General features: G+C 73.1%; 20 protein-coding genes. 10 read left to right on the forward strand and 10 right to left on the reverse strand.

Annotated elements, in window-relative coordinates; all coding sequences use genetic code 11:
- The first annotated feature begins 83 nt into the window (after nt 1-83).
- Both ACZ6K0_RS33425 and ACZ6K0_RS33430 read left to right on the forward strand, forming a co-directional pair.
- Nucleotides 84-956 (forward strand): alpha/beta fold hydrolase, encoded by an 873-nt coding sequence (locus ACZ6K0_RS33425; protein ID WP_376402444.1) that lies wholly within the window; start codon nt 84-86, stop codon nt 954-956.
- A 53-nt stretch (nt 957-1009) separates the two neighbouring features.
- Nucleotides 1010-1339, forward strand: coding sequence for a hypothetical protein (locus tag ACZ6K0_RS33430; RefSeq protein ID WP_469233413.1), 330 nt, complete (start codon nt 1010-1012; stop codon nt 1337-1339).
- Nucleotides 1340-1464: 125 nt separating this feature from the next.
- On the opposite strand, the gene ACZ6K0_RS33435 is transcribed toward ACZ6K0_RS33430, so the two are convergent.
- From ACZ6K0_RS33435 to ACZ6K0_RS33445, 3 genes are all read right to left on the reverse strand, one after another.
- Nucleotides 1465-2337 carry a hypothetical protein gene (locus ACZ6K0_RS33435; protein ID WP_469233415.1) on the reverse strand — a complete coding sequence of 291 codons (873 nt, stop codon included), beginning with the start codon at nt 2335-2337 and terminating at the stop codon, nt 1465-1467.
- A gap of 442 nt (nt 2338-2779) precedes the next feature.
- Entirely contained in the window at nt 2780-4000 is a 1221-nt protein-coding gene (locus ACZ6K0_RS33440) for an acetyl-CoA C-acetyltransferase (RefSeq protein ID WP_376402435.1), read from the reverse strand.
- 253 nt (nt 4001-4253) lie between these two features.
- Nucleotides 4254-5276, reverse strand: coding sequence for an SGNH/GDSL hydrolase family protein (locus ACZ6K0_RS33445; RefSeq protein ID WP_376402432.1), 1023 nt, complete (start codon nt 5274-5276; stop codon nt 4254-4256).
- 103 nt (nt 5277-5379) lie between these two features.
- Here ACZ6K0_RS33445 and ACZ6K0_RS33450 point away from each other — a divergent pair, with 103 nt between their 5' ends.
- Nucleotides 5380-6768: a cystathionine beta-synthase gene (locus tag ACZ6K0_RS33450; protein WP_376402430.1), complete on the forward strand. Its 1389-nt coding sequence runs from the start codon at nt 5380-5382 to the stop codon at nt 6766-6768.
- 444 nt (nt 6769-7212) lie between these two features.
- On the forward strand, nt 7213-8058 hold the full coding sequence (locus tag ACZ6K0_RS33455; RefSeq protein ID WP_469233418.1) for a MurR/RpiR family transcriptional regulator: 846 nt from the start codon (nt 7213-7215) through the stop codon (nt 8056-8058).
- Nucleotides 8059-8091: 33 nt separating this feature from the next.
- On the opposite strand, the gene ACZ6K0_RS33460 is transcribed toward ACZ6K0_RS33455, so the two are convergent.
- The 6 genes from ACZ6K0_RS33460 to ACZ6K0_RS33485 all read right to left on the reverse strand — a co-directional run bounded on the left by ACZ6K0_RS33460 (nt 8092) and on the right by ACZ6K0_RS33485 (nt 12305).
- Nucleotides 8092-8463, reverse strand: coding sequence for a hypothetical protein (locus ACZ6K0_RS33460; RefSeq protein ID WP_376402424.1), 372 nt, complete (start codon nt 8461-8463; stop codon nt 8092-8094).
- A gap of 83 nt (nt 8464-8546) precedes the next feature.
- Nucleotides 8547-8939, reverse strand: coding sequence for a roadblock/LC7 domain-containing protein (locus ACZ6K0_RS33465; RefSeq protein WP_469233420.1), 393 nt, complete (start codon nt 8937-8939; stop codon nt 8547-8549).
- Between the two features lie 41 nt (nt 8940-8980).
- On the reverse strand, nt 8981-9799 hold the full coding sequence (locus ACZ6K0_RS33470) for a transcriptional regulator (protein ID WP_376402418.1): 819 nt from the start codon (nt 9797-9799) through the stop codon (nt 8981-8983).
- Entirely contained in the window at nt 9796-10209 is a 414-nt protein-coding gene (locus tag ACZ6K0_RS33475) for a hypothetical protein (RefSeq protein ID WP_469233422.1), read from the reverse strand. The genes ACZ6K0_RS33470 and ACZ6K0_RS33475 overlap by 4 nt, the downstream gene beginning before the upstream one ends.
- 140 nt (nt 10210-10349) lie before the next feature.
- Complete coding sequence (locus ACZ6K0_RS33480; protein WP_376402412.1) at nt 10350-10829, reverse strand: SRPBCC family protein; 480 nt, start codon at nt 10827-10829, stop codon at nt 10350-10352.
- Nucleotides 10830-10979: 150 nt separating this feature from the next.
- Nucleotides 10980-12305 carry a type III PLP-dependent enzyme domain-containing protein gene (locus ACZ6K0_RS33485; RefSeq protein ID WP_376402409.1) on the reverse strand — a complete coding sequence of 442 codons (1326 nt, stop codon included), beginning with the start codon at nt 12303-12305 and terminating at the stop codon, nt 10980-10982.
- Between the two features lie 263 nt (nt 12306-12568).
- Here ACZ6K0_RS33485 and hutU point away from each other — a divergent pair, with 263 nt between their 5' ends.
- From hutU to ACZ6K0_RS33510, 5 genes are all read left to right on the forward strand, one after another.
- Entirely contained in the window at nt 12569-14284 is a 1716-nt protein-coding gene (gene hutU / locus ACZ6K0_RS33490; RefSeq protein ID WP_376402408.1) for a urocanate hydratase, read from the forward strand.
- Nucleotides 14285-14301: 17 nt separating this feature from the next.
- A complete protein-coding gene (locus ACZ6K0_RS33495) occupies nt 14302-15510 on the forward strand; it encodes an allantoate amidohydrolase (RefSeq protein ID WP_469233485.1) in 1209 nt (402 codons plus the stop codon).
- Complete coding sequence (locus tag ACZ6K0_RS33500) at nt 15501-16838, forward strand: formimidoylglutamate deiminase (RefSeq protein ID WP_469233425.1); 1338 nt, start codon at nt 15501-15503, stop codon at nt 16836-16838. The genes ACZ6K0_RS33495 and ACZ6K0_RS33500 overlap by 10 nt, the downstream gene beginning before the upstream one ends.
- A 26-nt stretch (nt 16839-16864) precedes the next feature.
- Nucleotides 16865-18112, forward strand: coding sequence for an imidazolonepropionase (gene hutI, locus ACZ6K0_RS33505; RefSeq protein WP_376413620.1), 1248 nt, complete (start codon nt 16865-16867; stop codon nt 18110-18112).
- A gap of 109 nt (nt 18113-18221) precedes the next feature.
- The gene (locus tag ACZ6K0_RS33510; RefSeq protein WP_469233428.1) at nt 18222-18971 is read left to right on the forward strand and encodes a hypothetical protein; all 750 of its coding nucleotides are present in this window, start codon (nt 18222-18224) and stop codon (nt 18969-18971) included.
- A 3-nt stretch (nt 18972-18974) separates the two neighbouring features.
- Here ACZ6K0_RS33510 and ACZ6K0_RS33515 read toward each other — a convergent pair whose 3' ends face one another.
- Entirely contained in the window at nt 18975-19607 is a 633-nt protein-coding gene (locus ACZ6K0_RS33515; protein ID WP_469233430.1) for a phosphotransferase, read from the reverse strand.
- A gap of 167 nt (nt 19608-19774) precedes the next feature.
- Here ACZ6K0_RS33515 and ACZ6K0_RS33520 point away from each other — a divergent pair, with 167 nt between their 5' ends.
- On the forward strand, nt 19775-20857 hold the full coding sequence (locus ACZ6K0_RS33520; RefSeq protein ID WP_469233486.1) for a GNAT family N-acetyltransferase: 1083 nt from the start codon (nt 19775-19777) through the stop codon (nt 20855-20857).
- Nucleotides 20858-21062 lie beyond the last annotated feature (205 nt).

Raw genomic sequence — 21062 nt, forward strand, 5'->3', positions numbered from 1 at the left:
GTAGAGAACCATCGTTCTCGTAGCCTACAGGGCGTCGGGAGAACGATCGTTCTCCCGACGGGAAAACGAAACGGGGAGTTCCCATGTCCGCCTTCGCCCTGCGCGCCCGCACCGTCACCGTCGACGGGCTCGACGTCTTCTACCGGGAGGCCGGCGACCCGGCCAATCCCACGCTCGTCCTGCTGCACGGCTTCCCGTCCAGCTCGCACATGTACCGCGGGCTCATGGCCGAGCTGGCCGACTCGTACCACCTGATCGCCCCTGACCACATCGGCTTCGGCGCCTCGGCCGCCCCGGCCGTCGAGGACTTCGCGTACAGCTTCGAGAAGCTCACCGAGATCACCCTCGGACTGCTCGACAAGCTCGGCGTCGACCGGTTCGCGCTCTACATCCAGGACTACGGGGCGCCCATCGGGCTGCGGATCGCCTCCCGCGACCCCGAGCGGGTCACCGCGATCGTCACCCAGAGCGGAAACGCCTACCTGGAGGGCTTCACGCCCTTCTGGGACGTGCTCTTCGCCCACGCCAAGGACCGCGAGGCGAACGAGGCCGGGGTGCGGGAGCTGCTGACCGCCGAGGCCACCCGGTGGCAGTACACCCACGGGGTGCCGGCGGACCGGCTCGACCGGATCGGCCCGGAGGCGTGGACCCTGGACCAGGCCGGCCTGGACCGGCCCGGCAACAAGGAGATCCAGCTCCAGCTCTTCTGGGACTACCAGTTCAACCTGGACGGCTACCCGGCCTTCCAGGAGTACTTCCGCACCCACCGGCCGCCGCTCCTGGCGGCCTGGGGACGCGGCGACGAGATCTTCGGACCCGCGGGCGCGGAGGCCTTCGAGCGGGACCTGCCGGAGGCCGAGATCCACCTCCTGGACGCCGGGCACTTCGCCCTGGAGACGCACGGCGAGGAGATCGCCGGGCTCGTCCGCGACTTCCTCGGCCGGCACGCGAAGTGAGGCGCGGGGCGGGCTGTTGGTCAGGGTCCCCGGGCGGCGCGTAGGGTCGCGGGGTGCGTGATACGAGTGAACTGACCGCCGCCGTCGAGCGCTTCGCCGACCGGCTGCGGGCCGCCCCGCAGAGCCGCCTCCAGCGCGGGGCGGCGGCCGAGGGGCTCGCGCTCGCCCGGGAGCTCGCGACGCGCGCCCAGCGCGCCGAGGACCCGGAGCGGGAGCCGCTGACGATGCCGGACGCGGGGGTCTTCACCGTCGCCGACCAGCTCGTCGTCGCCGGGAACGACCTGGCGGAGATCCTGCGAACGGCCCCGGCCGATTCCCGCGAGGGGGACCTGGGCGAGGCCGTGAGGCTGGTCCGGGAGGCGGCGGAGCGCTCGGGGCTCTGAGGCCGCCGGGCTCTGAGGCCGCCGGAGCTCTGGTGCTCCAGGGCCTACGCCGCCTTGCTGCGGGGGTCACACGCCCCCGCCTTGCTGCGGGGGGTCAACACCCGCCCCGCTGTGCGCTGTGCGGGCTACAGCGAGGCGATGACGCGGTCCGCCAGGATGTAGACGTTCTCCTCGTCGGTGTCGCCGTACGAGAAGGTCAGGGCGAAGGCGCCCGAGACGCCCGAGCCGCCGAGCAGGACCGGGGTGCGGCCGGCGCGCAGGGCCTCCGCGAGGCGCTCCGCGGTCTCGCGGTGCCCGGGGGTCATACAGAGCGTCGTGCCGTCCGCGAAGACGTACACGTCCAGGGTGCCGAGCGGGCCGGGGCGCACGTCGGTCAGCGCGGTACCGGTGTCCGCGAGCTCCTCCAGGCGGGACACCGTCCGCTCGTGGTCGGTGACGACCGGGGTCTGCACCGGCACGAAGTCCGGGTGCGAGGGGTGGCGGCGGCGGGCCGCGGCCAGCTCCGCGGAGTCCTCGGGGTACTCGTCCAGCGCGTCGGCGAGCTCGCCGAGGCCGTCGACACCGTCGAGCCCGCCGAGTCCGCCGGAACCGTCGAGCGCGGCCGCCTCCGCCTCCATGGCCTCCAGGGCCATCGCCTCCAGGCCCACGAAGTCGGCCTGGCGCGGGACGAAGAAGGCGCCGTCCTCGCCCGGGCCGCCGAGGCCACCGAGCAGGGACGGGGCGTCCGCCGCGTCACGGGCCTCCTGCGCGGCCCAGAAGGCGCGGGCCTCCGCGAGCTCGCGCTCGCGCTCCTCGGCCAGCGCTTCGGCGACCGCGGCCCGTATCTCCGCGGCGGGCGTGGCCCTGGCCGCGGGGACCGTGATGCCGCGGGCGGCCGCCAGCTCGCTGCGGAGGCCGGTGACCTCCTTGCGGAGACCGTGGACGGCGTGCAGGGCAGCAGCGCCCACGGCCGTGGCAGCGGCCGTGGTCAGCAGCAGGGCAAGAGGCATGGCGCTCACTGACGTACTCCCGATTCCGAGTCGATCCCCCGACTTCCTACATCAGCTTGTCCTGGGGTGGTGCTCGCTGTCAGTGCATTACGTCACGAATTGGACAGGTATTTCGGCCGGGTGTTTAGTCCCAAAGCGCCTCTGACCTGGGAAAACGAACTCCCCCGGGACGTAGGTCACATCCTGGGGGAGATTCGGTCACGGCTCGGACGCGGAGCGGTTAGCCCCGGGCCGTCAGGACAGGCGCCGCCTTAGTTCAGGCGCTCGCTTCTTTGGTCGCGCTGAGCCTCGCCACCGCTGCGGGCAGGTGCCGCCTTCGTTCCTCAGGCGACCCCTACCCTTCGCTACGGCTCAGCTCAGCCGCTCGCTTCTTTGGTCGCGCTGAGCCTCGCCACCGCTGCGGGCAGGTGCCGCCTTCGTTCCTCAGGCGACCCCTACCCTTCGCTACGGCTCAGCTCAGCCGCTCGATGACCATGGCCATGCCCTGGCCGCCGCCGACGCACATGGTCTCCAGGCCGAACTGCTTGTCGTGGAACTGGAGGCTGTTGATGAGCGTGCCGGTGATCCGGGCGCCCGTCATGCCGAAGGGGTGGCCGACGGCGATGGCGCCACCGTTGACGTTGACCTTGTCCAGGTCCAGGCCCAGGTCCTGGTAGGACGGGATGACCTGGGCGGCGAAGGCCTCGTTGATCTCGGCGAGGTCGATGTCGCCGATGGTGAGGCCGGCGCGCTTGAGGGCCTGCTTCGACGCCTCGACCGGGCCGAGGCCCATGATCTCGGGGGAGAGGCCGGAGACGCCGGTGGAGACGATGCGGGCGAGCGGGGTCAGGCCGAGCTCGCGGGCCTTCGTGTCCGACATGATCACGAGCGCGGCGGCGCCGTCGTTCAGCGGGCAGCAGTTGGCGGCGGTGACCAGGCCGTCGGGGCGGAAGACCGGCTTGAGGCCCTGCACGCCCTCCAGGGTGACGCCGGCGCGCGGGCCGTCGTCGGCGGAGACGACGGTGCCGTCCGGGAGCGTCACCGGGGTGATCTCGCGCTCCCAGAAGCCGTTCTTGATGGCCTGCTCGGCGAGGTTCTGCGACCGTACGCCGAACTCGTCCATCTCCTGGCGGCTGATGCCCTTCCAGCGGGCCAGGTTCTCGGCGGTCTGGCCCATCGCGATGTACGCGTCCGGGACGATGCCGTCCTCGCGCGGGTCGTGCCACGTGGAGCCCTCGGAGGCCGCGACCTCGGCGGTACGGCCCTCGGCCTCGGCGAAGTACGGGTTGTGGGTGTCGGGCCAGGAGTCCGAGTTGCCCTTCGCGAAGCTGGAGACCATCTCGACACCGGCCGAGAGGAAGACGTCGCCCTCGCCGGCCTTGATGGCGTGCAGCGCCATGCGGGAGGTCTGGAGCGAGGAGGAGCAGTAGCGGGTGACCGTGCAGCCCGGCAGGTGGTCCATGCCCATCTGCACGGCGACGATCCGGCCCAGGTTGTTGCCCTGCTCGCCGCCGGGCAGACCACAGCCCAGCATCAGGTCGTCGATGTCCCGGGGGTCGAGCTCCGGCACCTTGGCCAGGGCGGCCTGGATGATGGTCGCGGTGAGGTCGTCCGGCCGCAGGTCCTTCAGGGAGCCCTTGAAGGCCCGGCCGATGGGCGAGCGGGCGGTCGAGACGATCACGGCTTCGGGCATCACGGCTCCATGAGGGTGCGGAGTGAGCGGACTGAAAGGGAAGTTACCCGTACGTACCGCACGGGTCACCGCCCTGGCGGTGTGACGCGGGCCTCTTTTCTAAGCGGGCGCTCAGTCGGCCCGGGCGCCCTTGTGCGCAATCGTCCCGCAGGGCTGGGGCCCTGGGGGAGGGTGGGAACACGGGACGGCGCCCTGGCGGGCGCGTCCGCTCCCTGTACCCCGAGCCGTTCCCGGGCGTTCCCGGGCGGTTCCGTCACGGGTTGCGGGCGTCCTCCGGGGCCTCTTCCGAGCCTGCCTCCGGTCCGCCGGCCGCAGGCACCGGCAGTCGCCGCCTCCGGCGGTGCTTGAGCAGCGCCCACGGCGCCCGCGCGCCCGTGACCTCCGTGCCCGCCTCCTTCGCCGCCTCCGCCGCCGCCTTCGCCACCGGCAGGATGTTCTCCCGCCGCGTGGGCTCCAGCCGGTCGGTTTCCGGCCACACGCCCAGGGACGCGCACAGCGTCGGCAGCACCGCCATCGCCGCCGTCGCGTACCCCTCCGCCGACGGGTGGAAGTTGTCCACCCCGAACATCTCGCGCGGATTCGCCGCGAACTCGGGGCCGAGCAGGTCGCCCAGCGACACCGTCCGCGCGCCCTGCTCCACCACCACGATCGTCTGCGCCGCCGCCAGCTGCCGCGAGGCCCGCCGGGCCAGCCAGCGCAGCGGCTGGTAGACCGGCTCGATCGTGCCCAGGTCCGGGCAGGTCCCGACCACCACCTCCGCGCCCGCCGTCCGCAGCCGCCGCACCGCCGCCGCGAGGTGCCGCACCGACTCCGTGGGCGGCATCCGGTGCGTCACGTCGTTCGCGCCGATCATGATCACGCAGACGTCCGGCGGCCCGACCGGCCGGGCGAGGAGAAGCGACACCTGACGCTCCAGGTCGTCCGAGCGCGCTCCCGACAGCGCCACGTTCCGCAGGACCACCGGCCGCTCCGCCACCGCCGCCAGCCCCGAGGCGAGCAGCGCGCCCGGCGTCTGACCCGTGCGGCGCACCCCCTGACCCGCCGCCGTGGAATCACCCAGAAGGGCCAGTCGCAGGGGCCCCTCCGTACCGAAGGACCGGCCGTAGAGGCCGTCCGCCACCGGCGGCAGGGGTGCCGTCCCGTTCCCCACCGACCTCTTCGCCAGCTGCATCTCGGTCAGCAGCAGCCCCACCGCGGCCACGCCGAGAAGCCCGATGCTCCCGCCGCCGTAGGCCGCACCCGCCGCGATCCGCCGCGCCACCCTCGCCCTCGACATGAGGCCGTCACCTCCTTCAAGCCGTTCAGGGTCTAACTGCCCCGTAAGCCGCTCCGACTACGCATACGCTGGCCACACCATTACGGAGACCCCGGAGATTACGGTGCAATTCCACGACTCGATGATCAGCCTCGTCGGCAACACCCCGCTGGTGAAGCTCAACAGCGTCACGGCGGGTATCCAAGCGACCGTCCTGGCCAAGGTCGAGTACTTCAACCCGGGCGGCTCGGTCAAGGACCGCATCGCCGTCCGCATGATCGAGGCGGCCGAGCAGAGCGGCGCGCTCAAGCCCGGCGGCACCATCGTCGAGCCCACGTCCGGCAACACCGGCGTCGGCCTCGCGATCGTGGCCCAGCAGAAGGGCTACAAGTGCATCTTCGTCTGCCCCGACAAGGTGTCCCTCGACAAGATCAACGTGCTGCGGGCGTACGGCGCGGAGGTCGTCGTCTGTCCCACCGCCGTGGATCCCGAGCACCCGGACTCGTACTACAACGTCTCGGACCGGCTCGTCCGTGAGACCCCCGGTGCCTGGAAGCCCGACCAGTACTCCAACCCGAACAACCCCCGCTCCCACTACGAGACCACCGGTCCCGAGCTCTGGGAGCAGACGGACGGGAAGATCACCCACTTCGTCGCGGGCGTCGGCACCGGCGGCACCATCTCCGGCACCGGCAACTACCTCAAGGAGGTCAGCGGCGGCTCCGTGAAGGTCGTCGGCGCCGACCCCGAGGGCTCCGTCTACTCGGGCGGCTCCGGCCGGCCGTACCTGGTCGAGGGCGTCGGCGAGGACTTCTGGCCGACCGCGTACGACCAGAACGTCACGGACCGGATCGTCGCCGTGTCCGACAAGGACTCGTTCCAGATGACCCGCCGCCTCGCCAAGGAGGAGGGCCTCCTCGTCGGCGGCTCCTGCGGCATGGCCGTCGTCGCGGCCCTGGAGGTCGCCAAGGAGCTCGGGCCCGACGACGTCGTCGTCGTCCTGCTGCCGGACTCCGGCCGCGGCTACATGTCCAAGATCTTCAGCGACGAGTGGATGGCCGGCCACGGCTTCCTGGAGGACACCTCCACCGCCACCGTCGCGGACGTCCTGCGCCACAAGGAGGGCGTCATGCCCTCCCTCGTCCACATGCACCCGGACGAGACGGTCGGCCAGGCCATCGAGGTGCTGCGCGAGTACGGCGTCTCCCAGATGCCCATCGTCAAGCCCGGCGCCGGCCACCCCGACGTCATGGCCGCCGAGGTCGTCGGCTCGGTCGTCGAGCGCGAGCTCCTCGACGCCCTCTTCACGAAGCGCGCCTCCCTGGAGGACCCGCTGGAGCGCCACATGTGCGCGCCGCTGCCGCAGGTCGGCTCCGGCGAGCCCGTCGCCGACCTGATGTCCGTCCTGGGCGAGTCCTCCGACGCGGCGATCGTCCTCGTCGAGGGCAAGCCGACCGGTGTCGTCAGCCGCCAGGACCTGCTGGCCTTCCTGGCCAACGGCGGCGCGAAGTAGGTCGTGGCGGGGTACGTGGAGCCGTTCGTACAACTGGTACGAGGGCGACACGTACCCGCAGCACCCGCTTAACACGCGTCCGGCACATTGGTGGTTGTCGGCGTCACGGACTTCCGGAGCGGCTCCCGGGCCTCCACAGACGCCGCGGACGCGGAGACCGGCCCTGACCCGGGCCCGTGTCCCACGCGGGGACCGCCGTCGTCCCGCCCCCCTTCACCGGGGGTGCGGCGGTCCCCGCGTCACGCTTCTTCCCCGCGCGGCTCTTCTCTGCGCGGTTCTCCTTTCCCGCGCCGCTCTCCTTCCGCCGCGCGCGGCCCTCCTTCCCCGCGCCACCCTTCTCCTCCTGTGGCTGCCCTTCCCCTGCCCGTTCCCCTCCCGGCGCCCGGCTGCATATCCTTATGCAGAGATATTCGAGGGTGAATAGGTGGAAGGGGGACGGACGGCATGAGCGACAGCCCGGCCGGACGGCTGCAGGCGCTCTTCGAGGGCCACCGGCTGACGCCGACGCAGCGACGGATCGCGCACTGCATGGTGCGGCGCGCAGCCGACGTGCCCTTCCTGTCCAGCGTCGAGCTCGCCGAGCTCGCCGGGGTCAGCCAGCCCTCCGTCACCCGCTTCGCCGTCGCGCTCGGCTTCGACGGGTACCCGGCGCTCCGCCGGCACCTGCGGGAGGTCGCGCCCCCGGAACCCGGCGCCGCCGAGGGGGAGCGCGCGGGGGACAACGAGTACCAGCAGGCCGTGCTCGCCGAGATCGAGAACCTCCGGCACCTCGCCGGGCTGCTCGCCGACCCCCGGCCCGTCGAACGGGCCGGCCGGGTCCTCGCCGCCTCCCGCCCGCTGCTCGTGCTCGGCCTGCGGGCCGCCTCCTCGCAGGCGCGCGGCTTCGCCTACTTCGCCGCCAAGGTGCACCCCGACGTCCGGCTCCTCGACGAGGGCGGCTCGATGCTCACGGACCGCGTCGACGCGGCCGTACGGGCCGGGGCCACGGCGCTGCTCTGCTTCGCCCTGCCCCGGCACCCCCGGGAGGTCGTGGAGGCCCTGGAGTACGCGCGGGCGGCCGGGCTCACGGTCGTGGCCGTCGCCGACTCGGCCTTCGCGCCCGTCGCCGCCCACAGCGACCTGCTGATCCCCGCCGCCGTCGGCACGGGGCTCGCCTTCGACACCGCCTGCGCGCCGATGATGCTCGGCCGGGTCCTCCTGGAGGCCATGGCGGACGAACTCCCGGACGCGCAGGCGCGTCTGGAGGAGTTCGACAGCAAGGCGGCCGCGCGGGGCCTGTTCGTCGAGTAGCCGGGCAGGGCGCGCGCGGAGGCGTCGCGCGCGTCAGACCTGGAGCTCGGCCGCGATCTTCTTGAGCTGGTGGCGGGCCATCGCGAGGTTCGAGCGCTCCTTGTCCAGGGCGAGGTACAGGAACAGGCCGTTCGAGCCCTGGCCCTTGAGCAGCAGGATCAGGTGGTACTGCCGGCCGAGGGTGATCAGGATGTCCTCGATCGCGTCGCCGAGGCCGAGCATCTCCATCGCCCGGGCCTTGGCCCGGACCACGTCGGTGTTGCCCGCCGCGGCCACGTTCAGGTCGAGCTCCTTGCTGCCGCCGATGGTGCCGAGCGCCATGCCGCTCGTGTAGTCGACGAGCGCCGCGCCGATGGCGCCGTCGATCGCGGCGGCTTCCTTGAGGGAGGTCTCGGTGTTCGCCATGGTGTCGCACTTCCTTTTCGTGATCTTCTGTGTGATTTTCTGCGTGAGCTGCTTGAGCTTCTTGAGGTGTGTCAGGAGTCGGTTCAGGTCGGGTCCCTGCGCTCCAGCGCCCCGTCGACGAGCTCTCCTATCCGGGCGCTGGACCTGCGGGCCTCCAGGTGGAGCCGCCCCACGTTGATCCGGGGCTCCGCGAGGAGCGTCAGGACGGCCGCGCCGCCCGCCGCGTACGTCGCCACGTAACCGCTCTCGCCGCGGACGAGGAGCTCGCGGAAGCGGCCCTGGCCCGTGCAGTCGGTCAGCCGCTGTCCGACGCCGAGCGCCGCCGCCGTCAGCGCGGCCACGCTCTCGGCCTCGCCGTCGACGGTGTCGTGGGCGAGCACGAGGCCGTCGGCGCTGGCGGCGAGGGCTCCGGTCAGCTGGGGCAGCCGCGCCCGCAGCCGTCTGAGCTCGCCGAGGACCTCGATTTCTGCCGTCATGAGCTGTTTCCTTTCGGCGCGCAGGCGCAGGGCACGCCTCATCACAGGTGTGCCTCCAGGGCGTCACGGAGCCGGCGCAGCAGGGCGATGTCGGGGTCCGCCACCGGCACGGCGGACAGGGGGAGGGGCAGCGGTACGGACTCGGGGCCGGGCTCCGGGTCCGGCGGGGTCTCGACGAGCCCGGCCGCGGCGAGCCGCCGGATGTCGAGGAGCGTGTGGAAGGCGGGGCGGCCGAGCAGCCGGGCGAGTTCCGCCGGGGTCCGCTCCCCGTCGGCGGCGGCGAGCAGGGCCCGCTGCCGGGCCCCGACGGTCTGGCCGGGGGCGGCGGGGCGCGGGACGACCGGGGCGCTGTCGACGGAGGCGTACGGCCAGACGGCGTCGAGGAGTTCGCGGCGGCGGAGGGTCTCGCGCTCGACGGCCTCGGCGGAGACCGGTCGCACCGTGCCGAACCAGTGGCCCACCCCGTACCGGAAGCGGGTCGGCCCGCTGGTGGGGGAGAGGGCGAAGAAGGCCGCGTCGAAGACGGCGCCGAGGTGGCAGATCTCCAGCTCGCCGTCGTGCAGCCGGCCGCTGTCGACGAGGAAGCGGCCGACGGCGCGGTGGGCGCCGGCCCGGTCGACGGCCTCGTCCCAGCCCTCGCGGGGGAGGCGTCCGCCGGTGGTCAGGAGGACGTCGACGCCGGGGGCGGCGGGGCTCTCGGCGTGCACGACACGGCCGTCGACGAGGTAGAGCGTGCCGTGGTCGCGCAGCAGCGCGCCGGTGGCCTTCTCGGCGGCGAGCCGGACCAGCATCGGGGAGACCGGGGGAGCGGGCGGCCCTGGGGCGGGAGCGGCGGCGGGGGCCGTGGCGGCGGGGCTCATCCGAGGACCAGCCTCTCGGCGAGGTCGCGGAGGCGTATGCGGGCGAGGGCGAGGTTGCCGGTGTCGCGGTCGAGCCAGAGATGGAGGAAGACGCTGCTGTCGAAGGAGGTCTCGACGAAGCGGAGCACGTGGTAGCCGGCGCGGGTGGTGACGATCAGATCCTCGACGGGTGGGCCGGGCGAGTCGGGTGAGCCGGGTGGGGGATCCGTCTCCCCCGCTATCGCGAAGGAGTCGAACTCGGCCGCTGCGCGGGCGAGTTCGGCGGTCTCGGCGGCCGTCGTCTCGTGGTCTCCGGTCGGGGACTCGCCCGCCGTCCCGAGGGCGAGCCCGCTGGTCCAGTCGACCAGGGAGGCTCCGCGAGCGCCTGGCAGGGCCATGGCCTCCAGCAGGCACTCGTCGATTCCGGGCACGCGGATTCCCCTCCCGATACGGCGCGCGAACGAACGGCGGTGACCGCGACGTTACTGAACGTTCCGGCCCGTGGGGGTCGTTCTGGCATTTTCCATCGGAACATGCCGGAGGCTGGCGGGAATTGACCGATCCGTTTGCCTCAGGCGTGGGACTCGACGGCGTTCGCGATGTCGGAGAGGTCCTTCGCGAGCGCCTTGGCGACGGCCTTGGCGCCGAAGCGGGCGAGCAGCCGGGCGACGAAACCGGGGGTGCGGCCCTGCGCCGGGCGGGCCGAGAACGCCATCCGCAGGGTCGTGGCGCCCTCGCCGTCGGCCGTGAGGGTGAGCTCGGAGACGTAGTGCATGCCGTGCGAGTCGGCGACCGTGACGTACCGGTCGGGCGGCTCGCACTCGGTCACGGTCATCACCTCCGTCGCCTCCTTGCCGAGCATCCGCCGCGTCTCGCGCCAGCGCGTACCCACGGCGAAGCCTCCCTCGGTGAGCACCTCGACCTTCTCGACGCCCGAGAGGACGCGGGGCATGTCCCGGAGGTCGGTGATCGCCTCCCAGACGCGCCCGGGGGAGGCGGCGACCCGGCGCTCGACGACGACGGAGGTGGTGTCCGTACCCGTTCCAGTCATGTCCTCATCGAACCGGGGCCGCCGCGCCCGCGCTACCCGGCGCACGCGTCCGGCGTGCCTTCCGCCGGGCTTTCCGCCGTGCCGTCCGCCATGCCTTCCGCCGTGCTTCCCGCCGTGCTTCCCGCCGCGCTTTCCGCCGGGATTCCGGCGCTACCGGACCAGCGCGTCCGGCTGCGCCCCGCCCGCCTCCGCGACGATCTCGTCGAGCGTCTGGGCCTTCCGGACGGTCGAGAAGGTGACGGCCCCGTCGTCGGCCACCGTGAAGCCGTGGATCCCGGGCCGGGGCAGGCTGTTGTACGCGTAGTGGTGGGCGAAGTAGTACGCGCCGGTGTCCGGGACCGCGACCACGTCGCCGGGATGCAGCAGCGGCAGCGCCCGGCCGGTGGCGAGCAGGTCCCCGGCGAAGCAGGCGGGGCCCGCCACGTCCTGGACGGTGACGTCCCCGGCGCGGGGGCGGCCCTCGGCGTCGTACGCGAGGATCCGCAGCGGCCAGGAGTCGGGGGCGTAGACCGTACGGGTGGCGAGCTGGACGCCCGCGTGGGTGACGGCGATCGGGCGGCCGCCGGAGGTCTTCGTGTACTCGACCCGCGCGAGGACCGTGCCGTGCTTGGCGAGCAGGGAGCGGCCGAACTCGGTGACCAGGCGGTAGCGGCCGTCGAGGAGGCCGGGGGCGGTGTCGGCGAGCAGCCGGGCGTACTCGGCGTACGTCGGCGTCTCCTCGTCGGAGGCGAAGTTGACCGGCAGGCCGCCGCCGATGTCGAGGGTGTCGATCTGCTGCCGGCCCGCCTTGTGGTTGATCTCCTCGGCGAGCGCGTACGCCTCTCCGACGCCCTCCGCCATCAGGGCGAGCGGAACGCCCTGGGAGCCGGTGTGGGTGTGCAGCCGGGTCAGCCAGGGGCGGTCCAGGTACGCCTGGACGACGGTGGCGCGGGCGCCCTCGTCGCGGAGCGCCACGCCGAACTTGGAGGTGGCGGTCGCGGTCGAGAGCGCACCGATGGAACCGGCTCCGACCTGCGGATTCACCCGGAGACCGAGGGGTGAGGCGGTGGGCGCGGACGCGACGAGCGCGTCGAGCCGGTCCAGCTCCTGGAGGTTGTCGGCGTTGACGGCGATCCCGAGCGCGAGGGCCTGGCGCAGCTCGGCCGGGGTCTTCGCGGGGGAGTCGAGCACGGTGTGGGTGGGCGGGATCCCGGCGGCGCGGGCGAGGGCGAGCTCACCGGGGCTGGCGACCTCGACGCCGAGCCCCGCGGCGTGGAGGAGGCGCAGGACGGGGACGAGCGGGGCGGCCTTGACGGCGAAGGCGTGGAGGACGTGGGCGTCGGTGACGGCGGCGAATGCGCTGGTCAGGGCGGCGGCGGAGGCGCGGATGCCGACGGTGTCGAGGAGGGCGACGACCGGCTCGCCGGGGGAGAGGAGTCCTTGGTCGACGGAGGCTCGGACGGCGAGATCACGACGGTAGGAGGCCATACGGCCCATCCCATCACAGGGCCTGTCCGGCGGGTCGGGGTCGGGGCCGCGGCGTCTGGCACGGCACCTCGCCGCGTTGCCGAAACGCCCCCATAGCTCCGCTATGAGGGCGCTCCGGCGCCTTGCGATGCACCGCACCAGACGCCGCGGCCCCGACCCTGACCCGCCGGACAGGCCCTACTCACCGGGATGGGTGAAGCCCGTCCTGTTGACTACAACTATTCAGCGCGCCAAGATGTGAATATCTGATCGACATTCGAGGAGGCACCCCCATGTCAGGACCCCGCCCCGTCCGAGCAGCACGCGGTACGGAACTGAGCGCCCTGGGATGGCAGCAGGAAGCCGCCCTCCGGATGCTCCAGAACAACCTCGACCCCGAGGTCGCCGAGCACCCCGACAAGCTCGTCGTCTACGGCGGCACCGGCAAGGCCGCCCGCGACTGGCGCTCGTACGACGCCATGGTCCGCACCCTGCGCACCCTGAAGCAGGACGAGACGATGCTCGTCCAGTCCGGCCGCCCCGTCGGCGTCATGCAGACCCACGAGTGGGCCCCGCGCGTCCTCATCGCCAACTCCAACCTGGTCGGCGACTGGGCGAACTGGGAGGAGTTCCGGCGCCTGGAGCAGCTCGGCCTCACCATGTACGGCCAGATGACCGCCGGCTCCTGGATCTACATCGGCACCCAGGGCATCCTCCAGGGCACGTACGAGACCTTCGCCGCCGTCGCCGCGAAGAAGTTCAACGGCACCCTGGCCGGCACCATCACCCTCACCGCCGGCCTCGGCGGCATGGGCGGCGCCCAGCCGCTCGCCGTGACGATGAACGACGGCGTCGCCATCTGCATCGACGTCGACCCGCGCGCCATCGAGCGCCGCATCGAGCACCGCTACCTGGACGTCAAGGCCGACAACCTCGCCCACGCCCTCCAGCTGGCGACCGAGGCCCGCGACGCCCGCCGCCCGCTCTCCATCGGCCTCCTCGGCAACGCCGCCGAGCTGCTCCCGCAGATGCTCGCCGAGGGCGCCCCGATCGACATCGTGACCGACCAGACCTCGGCCCACGACCCGCTCGCCTACCTCCCGGTCGGCATCGCCTTCGAGGACATGGCCGACGCGGCCGCCAAGGACCCGGCCGGCTTCACCGTCCGCGCCCGCGAGTCCATGGCCAAGCACGTCGAGGCCATGGTCGGCTTCATGGACGCCGGCTCCGAGGTCTTCGACTACGGCAACTCGATCCGCGGCGAGGCGCAGCTCGCCGGCTACGACCGGGCCTTCGCCTTCCCCGGCTTCGTCCCCGCCTACATCCGCCCGCTGTTCTGCGAGGGCAAGGGCCCGTTCCGCTGGGCCGCCCTCTCCGGCGAGGCCTCCGACATCCACAAGACGGACAAGGCGCTCCTGGAGCTCTTCCCGGAGAACGAGTCCCTGCACCGCTGGATCAAGATGGCCGGCGAGCGCGTCCACTTCCAGGGCCTCCCGGCGCGCATCTGCTGGCTCGGCCAGGGCGAGCGCGACAAGGCCGGCGACATGTTCAACGACATGGTCGCCAACGGCACCCTCGCCGCCCCGCTCGCGATCGGCCGCGACCACCTCGACTGCGGCTCGGTGGCCTCCCCGTACCGCGAGACCGAGGCCATGCTCGACGGCTCCGACGCCATCGCCGACTGGCCGCTGCTCAACGCCATGGTCAACGTCGCCTCCGGCGCCTCCTGGGTCTCGATCCACCACGGCGGCGGCGTCGGCATGGGCCGCTCCATCCACGCGGGCCAGGTCACGGTCGCCGACGGCACCCCGCTGGCCGGCGAGAAGATCCGCCGCGTCCTCACCAACGACCCGGGCATGGGCGTCATCCGCCACGTCGACGCGGGCTACGACATCGCCGAGCGGGTCGCCGACGAGAAGGGCGTCCGCGTCCCGATGCGCGAGGGCGACACCGAGGGCGACACGAAGGGCGACACCGAGAGCCACACCGCGTCCGAGGCCTCCGCGTGAGCGCGAGCTTCCACGCCATGTGGCAGTCGCTGCGGCCCATCGGCCGCAGCGACGCCTCGGGCGGCTACCGCCGCTACGCCTGGACGGGCGCCGACGCCGACTGCCGGCTCTGGTTCCGGATGCAGGCCGAGGCCCGCCGCCTCGACGTCGAGACCGACCGGAACGGCAACCAGTGGGCCTGGCTCGGCGACCCGACGGCCGGAGACGCCGTCGTCACCGGCTCCCACCTGGACTCCGTCCCGGACGGCGGCGCCTTCGACGGCCCCCTCGGCGTCGTCTCCGCCTTCGCCGCGCTCGACGAACTGCGCGCCCGCGGCGCGGTGTTCAGGAAGCCCCTCGCCATCGTCAACTTCGGCGACGAGGAAGGCGCCCGCTTCGGCCTCGCCTGCGTCGGCTCCCGCCTCACCGCCGGCCGGCTGACGAAGGAGCAGGCGTACGAGCTCCGCGACGCCGACGGGATCAGCCTCCCGCAGGCGATGGAGGCGGCCGGCTACGACCCGGACGCCATCGGCCCCGACCCGGAGCGCCTCGCGCGGATCGGCGCCTTCGTCGAGCTGCACGTCGAGCAGGGCCGCGCCCTGGACCTGTCCGGGGACGCCGTCGGTCTCGCCTCCGCGATCTGGCCGCACGGCCGCTGGCGGTACGACTTCGCCGGCGAGGCCAACCACGCCGGCACCACCCGGCTCGTCGACCGCCGCGACCCGATGCTCACCTACGCGGAGACGGTCCTCGCCGCCCGCCGCGAGGCCGAACTCGCGGGCGCCGTCGCCACCTTCGGCAAGATCGCGGTCGAGCCGAACGGCGTCAACGCCATCCCGTCCCTCGTCCGCGGCTGGCTCGACGCCCGCGCCGCCGACCAGGGCGCCCTGGACAAGGTGATCGCGGGCATCGAGTCGGAGGCCCGCGGCTACGCCGAGCGCCACGGCATCGACCTCACGGTCGTCCGGGAGTCCTTCACGCCGATCGTGGACTTCTCGCACACGCTGCGGGACGAGCTGTCCCACCTCCTGGGCGAGAAGGCCGGGTCCACCGGCAAGGTCCCCGTCCTCGGCACGGGTGCGGGACACGACGCGGGAATCCTCTCCGAATCGATCCCGACCGCCATGCTGTTCGTACGGAACCCCACCGGCGTCTCGCACTCCCCGGCCGAATTCGCGGCCGAGGACGACTGCGCGGCCGGGGTCCTCGCACTCGCCGACGTACTGGAGGGCCTGGCGTGTCGCTGACGACGTACTGGCTGGAGCACGCCTGGCTCGACACGAACGTCGAGCCGGGCGTGGCCCTGGAGGTAACGGACGGCCGCATCACCGCCGTACGCACCGGGGTCGACGCCCCGCCCCCGGGCGCGGTCGTCCTGCGCGGCCTGACGATCCCCGGCCTCTCCAACGCCCACTCGCACGCCTTCCACCGCGCCCTGCGCGGCACCGTCCAGGTCGGCTCCGGCACCTTCTGGACCTGGCGCGAGGTGATGTACACCGTCGCCCAGCGCCTCACCCCCGACAGCTACTTCGCCCTCGCCCGCGCGGTGTACGCGGAGATGGCACTCGCCGGCATCACCTCCGTCGGAGAGTTCCACTACCTCCACCACGCGCCCGGCGGCACCCCGTACGCCGACCCCAACGCCATGGGCGAGGCCCTGATCGCGGCCGCCGCCGAGGCGGGCATCCGCATCACTCTCCTCGACACCGCCTACCTCTCCTCCGGCTTCGGCGCCGCGCCCGAGCAGCACCAGCTCCGCTTCACCGACGGCACGGCGGAGAAGTGGGCGGAGCGGGTCTCGGCCCTCAAGGACCGGGACGGGGTACGGATCGGCGCGGCGATCCACTCCGTACGGGCGGTCCCGGCCGACCAGCTGTCGACGGTGGCCCGCTGGGCCCAGGACAGGCAGGCCCCCCTCCACGTCCACCTGTCCGAGCAGACCGCCGAGAACGACGCCTGCCTCGCGGCGCACGGCCTCACCCCGACGCAGCTCCTCGCCGAGCACGGCGTCCTCGGCCCTCGCACGACGGGTGTCCACAACACCCACCTGACGGGCGGCGACATCGGCCTCCTCGGCTCGTCGACCACCGGCACCTGCATGTGCCCGACGACCGAACGCGACCTGGCGGACGGCATCGGCCCGGCGGTCGCCCTCCAGCGCGCCGGCTCACCGCTCTCCCTGGGCAGCGACAGCCACGCGGTCATCGACCTCCTGGAGGAGGCGCGGGCCATGGAGCTGAACGAGCGCCTGCGCACCCGCACCCGCGGCCACTGGACGGCCGCCGCGCTGCTCAGGGCCGCCACCGCCGACGGCCACGCGGCCCTCGGCTGGGCGGACGCGGGCGTCCTGGAGACCGGCGCGCTCGCCGACTTCACGACGATCGCCCTGGACACGGTCAGGACAGCGGGACCGGTACCGCGTCTGGCAGCCGAGACGGCGGTATTCGCCGCGTCGGCAGCGGACGTCCGTCACACGGTCGTGGCCGGCCGCCACGTCGTACGGGACGGGGTCCACCACTCCGTACCGGACGTGGCCGGCGCCCTCGCGGACTCGATCGCCGCCCTGCGCGGCTGAAACGGCTGAAGGAGACACCCCTCACCATGAACACCGGCCCTGCGGCGACGAACAACCCGGCGGCGACCTCCGCCCCCACGAGCGCGAACAGCGCCGTGGCGACGGCCGCCACCGCCATCGTCAACATCGCCAGTCTCGTCACCAACGATCCCTCCCTCGGTGATGGCAGCCCTCTGGGTCTGATCCAGGACGCGGCCGTCGTCATCGAGGGCGACCGTGTCGTCTGGGTCGGTGAATCCAGCAAAACACCCGCCACTGACAACCGGGTCGACGCCGCCGGCCGGGCCGTCCTCCCCGGCTTCGTCGACTCCCACTCCCACCTCGTCTTCGCGGGCGACCGCACCGCCGAGTTCAACGCCCGCATGTCCGGCCAGCCCTACGCGGCGGGCGGCATCCGCACCACGGTCGCGGCCACCCGCGCCGCCTCCGACGAGGCCCTGTCCGCGAACGTCGCCCGCTACCTGCGCGAAGCCCTCCGCCAGGGCACGACCACCTTCGAGACGAAGTCCGGCTACGGCCTGACCGTCGAGGACGAGGCCCGCGCCCTGCGGATCGCGGCCGAGCACACCGACGAGGTGACGTACCTCGGCGCGCACATCGTCTCCCCGGACTACGCGGACGACCCGGCGGCGTACGTGGAGCTGGTGACGGGCGAGATGCTCGACGCCTGCGCCCCGTACGCCCGCTGGGTCGACGTCTTCTGCGAGAAGGGCGCCTTCGACGGCGACCAGGCCCGCGCGATCCTCACCGCCGGCAAGGCGAAGGGCCTGCACCCCCGGGTGCACGCCAACCAGCTGACGTACGGCCCCGGCGTGCAGCTGGCGGTCGAGCTGGACGCGGCGAGCGCCGACCACTGCACGCACCTCACCGACGCCGACGTCGACGCCCTGGCCTCCGGCAACACGGTCGCGACCCTCCTCCCCGGCGCCGAGTTCTCCACCCGCGCCGAGTGGCCGAACGCCCGCCGCCTCCTGGACGCGGGCGTGACCGTGGCCCTCTCCACGGACTGCAACCCGGGCTCGTCCTTCACGTCCTCCGTCCCCTTCTGCATCGCCCTCGCGGTACGGGACATGGGCATGACCCCCGACGAGGCGATCTGGTCCGCCACGGCCGGCGGCGCCGCCGCCCTCCGCCGCACGGACGTCGGCCGCCTCACGGCCGGCGCCCGCGCCGACCTGACCTTCCTGGACGCCCCGTCCCCCGTCCATCTGGCGTACCGCCCGGGCGTGCCGCTGGTGACGGAGGTCTGGCGCCAGGGCGTGCGGGTGGTCTGACGTCACTGACGGAGCGTCAAAAGTGGTGATCGACAGTCCGGTTGATCACGGTGTCCGTTGAGTACGGGTACTCATGTGGGCGGCCCCCGGTCGCTCGCATGATTCCCGCATGAGAACTCCGAACCGCCTCGCGAAGATCGTCCTGACCGCCGCGCTCGGCAGCATGGCCCTGACCGCCTGCGGCACGGAGGACGCCACCGGCAAGCCTCCCGCCAAGGCGTCCGCCGTGGATGTCGGTGCATCTGCGAATCCGGCGCCGAACCCGACGACGCGGATGATCCCGTCGGATGCTCTGGAGACGCACCCCGACCCGGAGATCCGGGCCCTGGCGCTGGTCACCCGCATCACGAACGAGTGCGCGCCGGGCACCATGCCCGAGTTACCCGCTCTCCCGGCGGACGACGACATCTCCAGGACGGTGGGGCCGGAAGAGCAGCCGACAACGGGCCCCGAGCCGCTCCCGCTTCCCACGGACATCCCCGAGCCGCCCTCCTCCGATCCCAAGGGGCCGGCCGAGGAAGTGCCCCTGGGCCCCGTCGACAAGTGCGGCGCAGACGCTCACGCCGAGCGCATCCGGAAGGCGTTCGACGGCGAGAGCCCGGCCGACTACGCGGATCTGCGAAAGAAGCTGACCGCGCTGGACTACCTGCCGGACGGCATCCACCGGATGCCGGACCACGGCGGCGAGCCCCGGGCCCGGATCGACCTCCGCGACATGAGCATGAGCGACAACCTGGTCCTGGAGGTCACCGGAACCGCCCGCGGGGTGACCGCCGCATACTTCGGGGCCCCGGTGGCGGGTGATGTGAAGGTCACCGAGGTACGGCGGAAGCCCGGCGCGGACGCCACCGCGTCCTGACCGTCAGGCGGTCGCCAGGGACTCCACGAGGGACTCCGCCGCCCCCAGGGCAGCCACCTCGGCTTCCGTCAGGTTCGGGTCCGCCGCGCGGCGGGCGCGGGCCGTCGGGAGGTGGGGGAGGACAGGCGTGCGGACCGCCGCGAGGAGGGCGGCGAGGCCCGCGCGCGCTCCCGGGGCGTACGGGACGGGGGAGACCGCCACCTCCGCGAGGATCAGCGCCGACATCGCGCAGTCCAGGCCCGGCCGGCCCTCCTCCGCCGTCTGCCAGTCGATGACGACCGGGCCCCGGGCCGCCGTGACGATCACGTTCCCCGGGTGCAGGTCCAGGTGCAGGAGGCGCGTGCCCGGCAGGGCGTGGAGGCGGGTGAGGAGCTCCGCGATCAGTTCGCCCGCCGGTTCCGGCTCGTACGTCCCGTCCAGGAGCGCGTCCAGGAGCGACGGTCCGGCGAGGCGCTCCATCACCAGGTCGGTCCCCTCGGCGCGTATCACCGCCGGAACCGGATAGCCGTGGCCCGCCAGCCGCCGCATCACCTCGGCCTCCCGGGTCGCGTCGTCGCCGCCCCGGTACCTCCGCAGCACCCGCGTCCCGTCGAGTGCGTAGACGTCCGCGGTCCTGCCCTGCCCGATGATCTTCAACTGCCCTGCCCCATCCGCCTCTTGTCCGCCTTCGCCGCCACGTGACCGCTGCTTCCAGCGAGGCCACGGAATGGCCGAGTATGCCTGCCAGGGAGGGGTTCGGACCGGTACCGTCCTGTCCTGGCAGTACTCAGGGGGTAGACCGGGGGGTCGGCAAGGTGAGTGCTTTGCGTGTGCGGGTCGTACGGCCCGAGGAGCTGGGCGCGCGCGAGATCGAGGCGTGGCGGGAGCTGCGCGCGAAGTCCGGTGCCCCCGCGAACCCCTTCATGGAGCCGGAGTTCACGCAGACGGTCGCCGCCGTGCGGCCCCGCTCGCGGGTCGCCGTGTGGTGGGAGGGGGACGAGCCGGTCGGCTTCTTCCCGTACGAGAAAGGGCCGTTGGGTCAGGGTCGGGCCATCGGCTTCGGCGTCTCCGACAGCCAGGGCGCCGTCCTGCGCCCCGGGCTGCGGCCCGGCTCCCGCGCGGTGCTGCGCGCGTGCGGCGTCGCGGTGTGGGAGTTCGACAACCTGGAGGCCGGCCAGCCCGTCTTCGAGGGCGCCGCCACCGGGTCCTTCGCCTCGCCCGTGATCGACGTCGGCGAGGGGTACGCGGCCTACGAGGCGCTGCTGCGCGTCCAGTCGCCCAAGTTCCTCAGAACCACCCTCGCCAAGGAGCGCAAGCTCGGCCGCCAGGCGGACGGCGCGGTGCGCTTCGTCTTCGACGAGCGCGACCCGGCCGCCCTGCGCACGCTCATGGAGTGGAAGTCCGCCCAGTACCGCAGGACCGGCCGCGGCGACCGCTTCGCCAAGGAGTGGATCACCACCCTCGTCCGCCGCCTCCACGCGCAGCGCACGCCCGGCTGCTCCGGCGTCCTGTCCGTCCTGTACGTGGGGGAGCGGCCCATCGCCGCCCACTTCGGGCTGCGGTCCGGGACCGTGCTGTCCTGCTGGTTCCCGGCGTACGACCCCGAGTTCGCGAAGTACTCGCCCGGGCTCGTCCTCCATCTGCGCATGGCCGAGGCCGCTGCCGCCGCCGGGATCGGGACGCTCGACCTGGGGCGCGGTGACGCCGAGTACAAGGACGCCCTGAAGACGGGGGAGTTGACGGTGTACGAGGGGGCCGTCTTCGTCCCGGACGCGCGGGCCGCCCTGCACTGGCTCGGGCGCGAACCCGCCCGGCGCGCCCACCGCTTCGTCCGCGACCGGCCGGCCCTCGCGGCCCGAGCGCGCGCCACCCTCAACGGACTCGCCCGGCTGCGGGGCCACCGATAACCGCCCCGGCGGCCGCACCCGTCCCTCCGGCCCCGCACCCGCACCCATCCCTCACGCTCCCGCACCCGCACACGTCCCTCCCGCTCCAGCTCCCGCACCCGTCCTTCCGGCCCCCGCTCCCGCGCCCGTCACCCCCGCACCCGTCACCCCCACACCCCTCGTCCCTCCTCGCGCCGGTTCCGCCTCGCCGCCGCCTCCCTGGCCG

It is taken from the genome of Streptomyces sp. NPDC042346, from assembly GCF_055581845.1.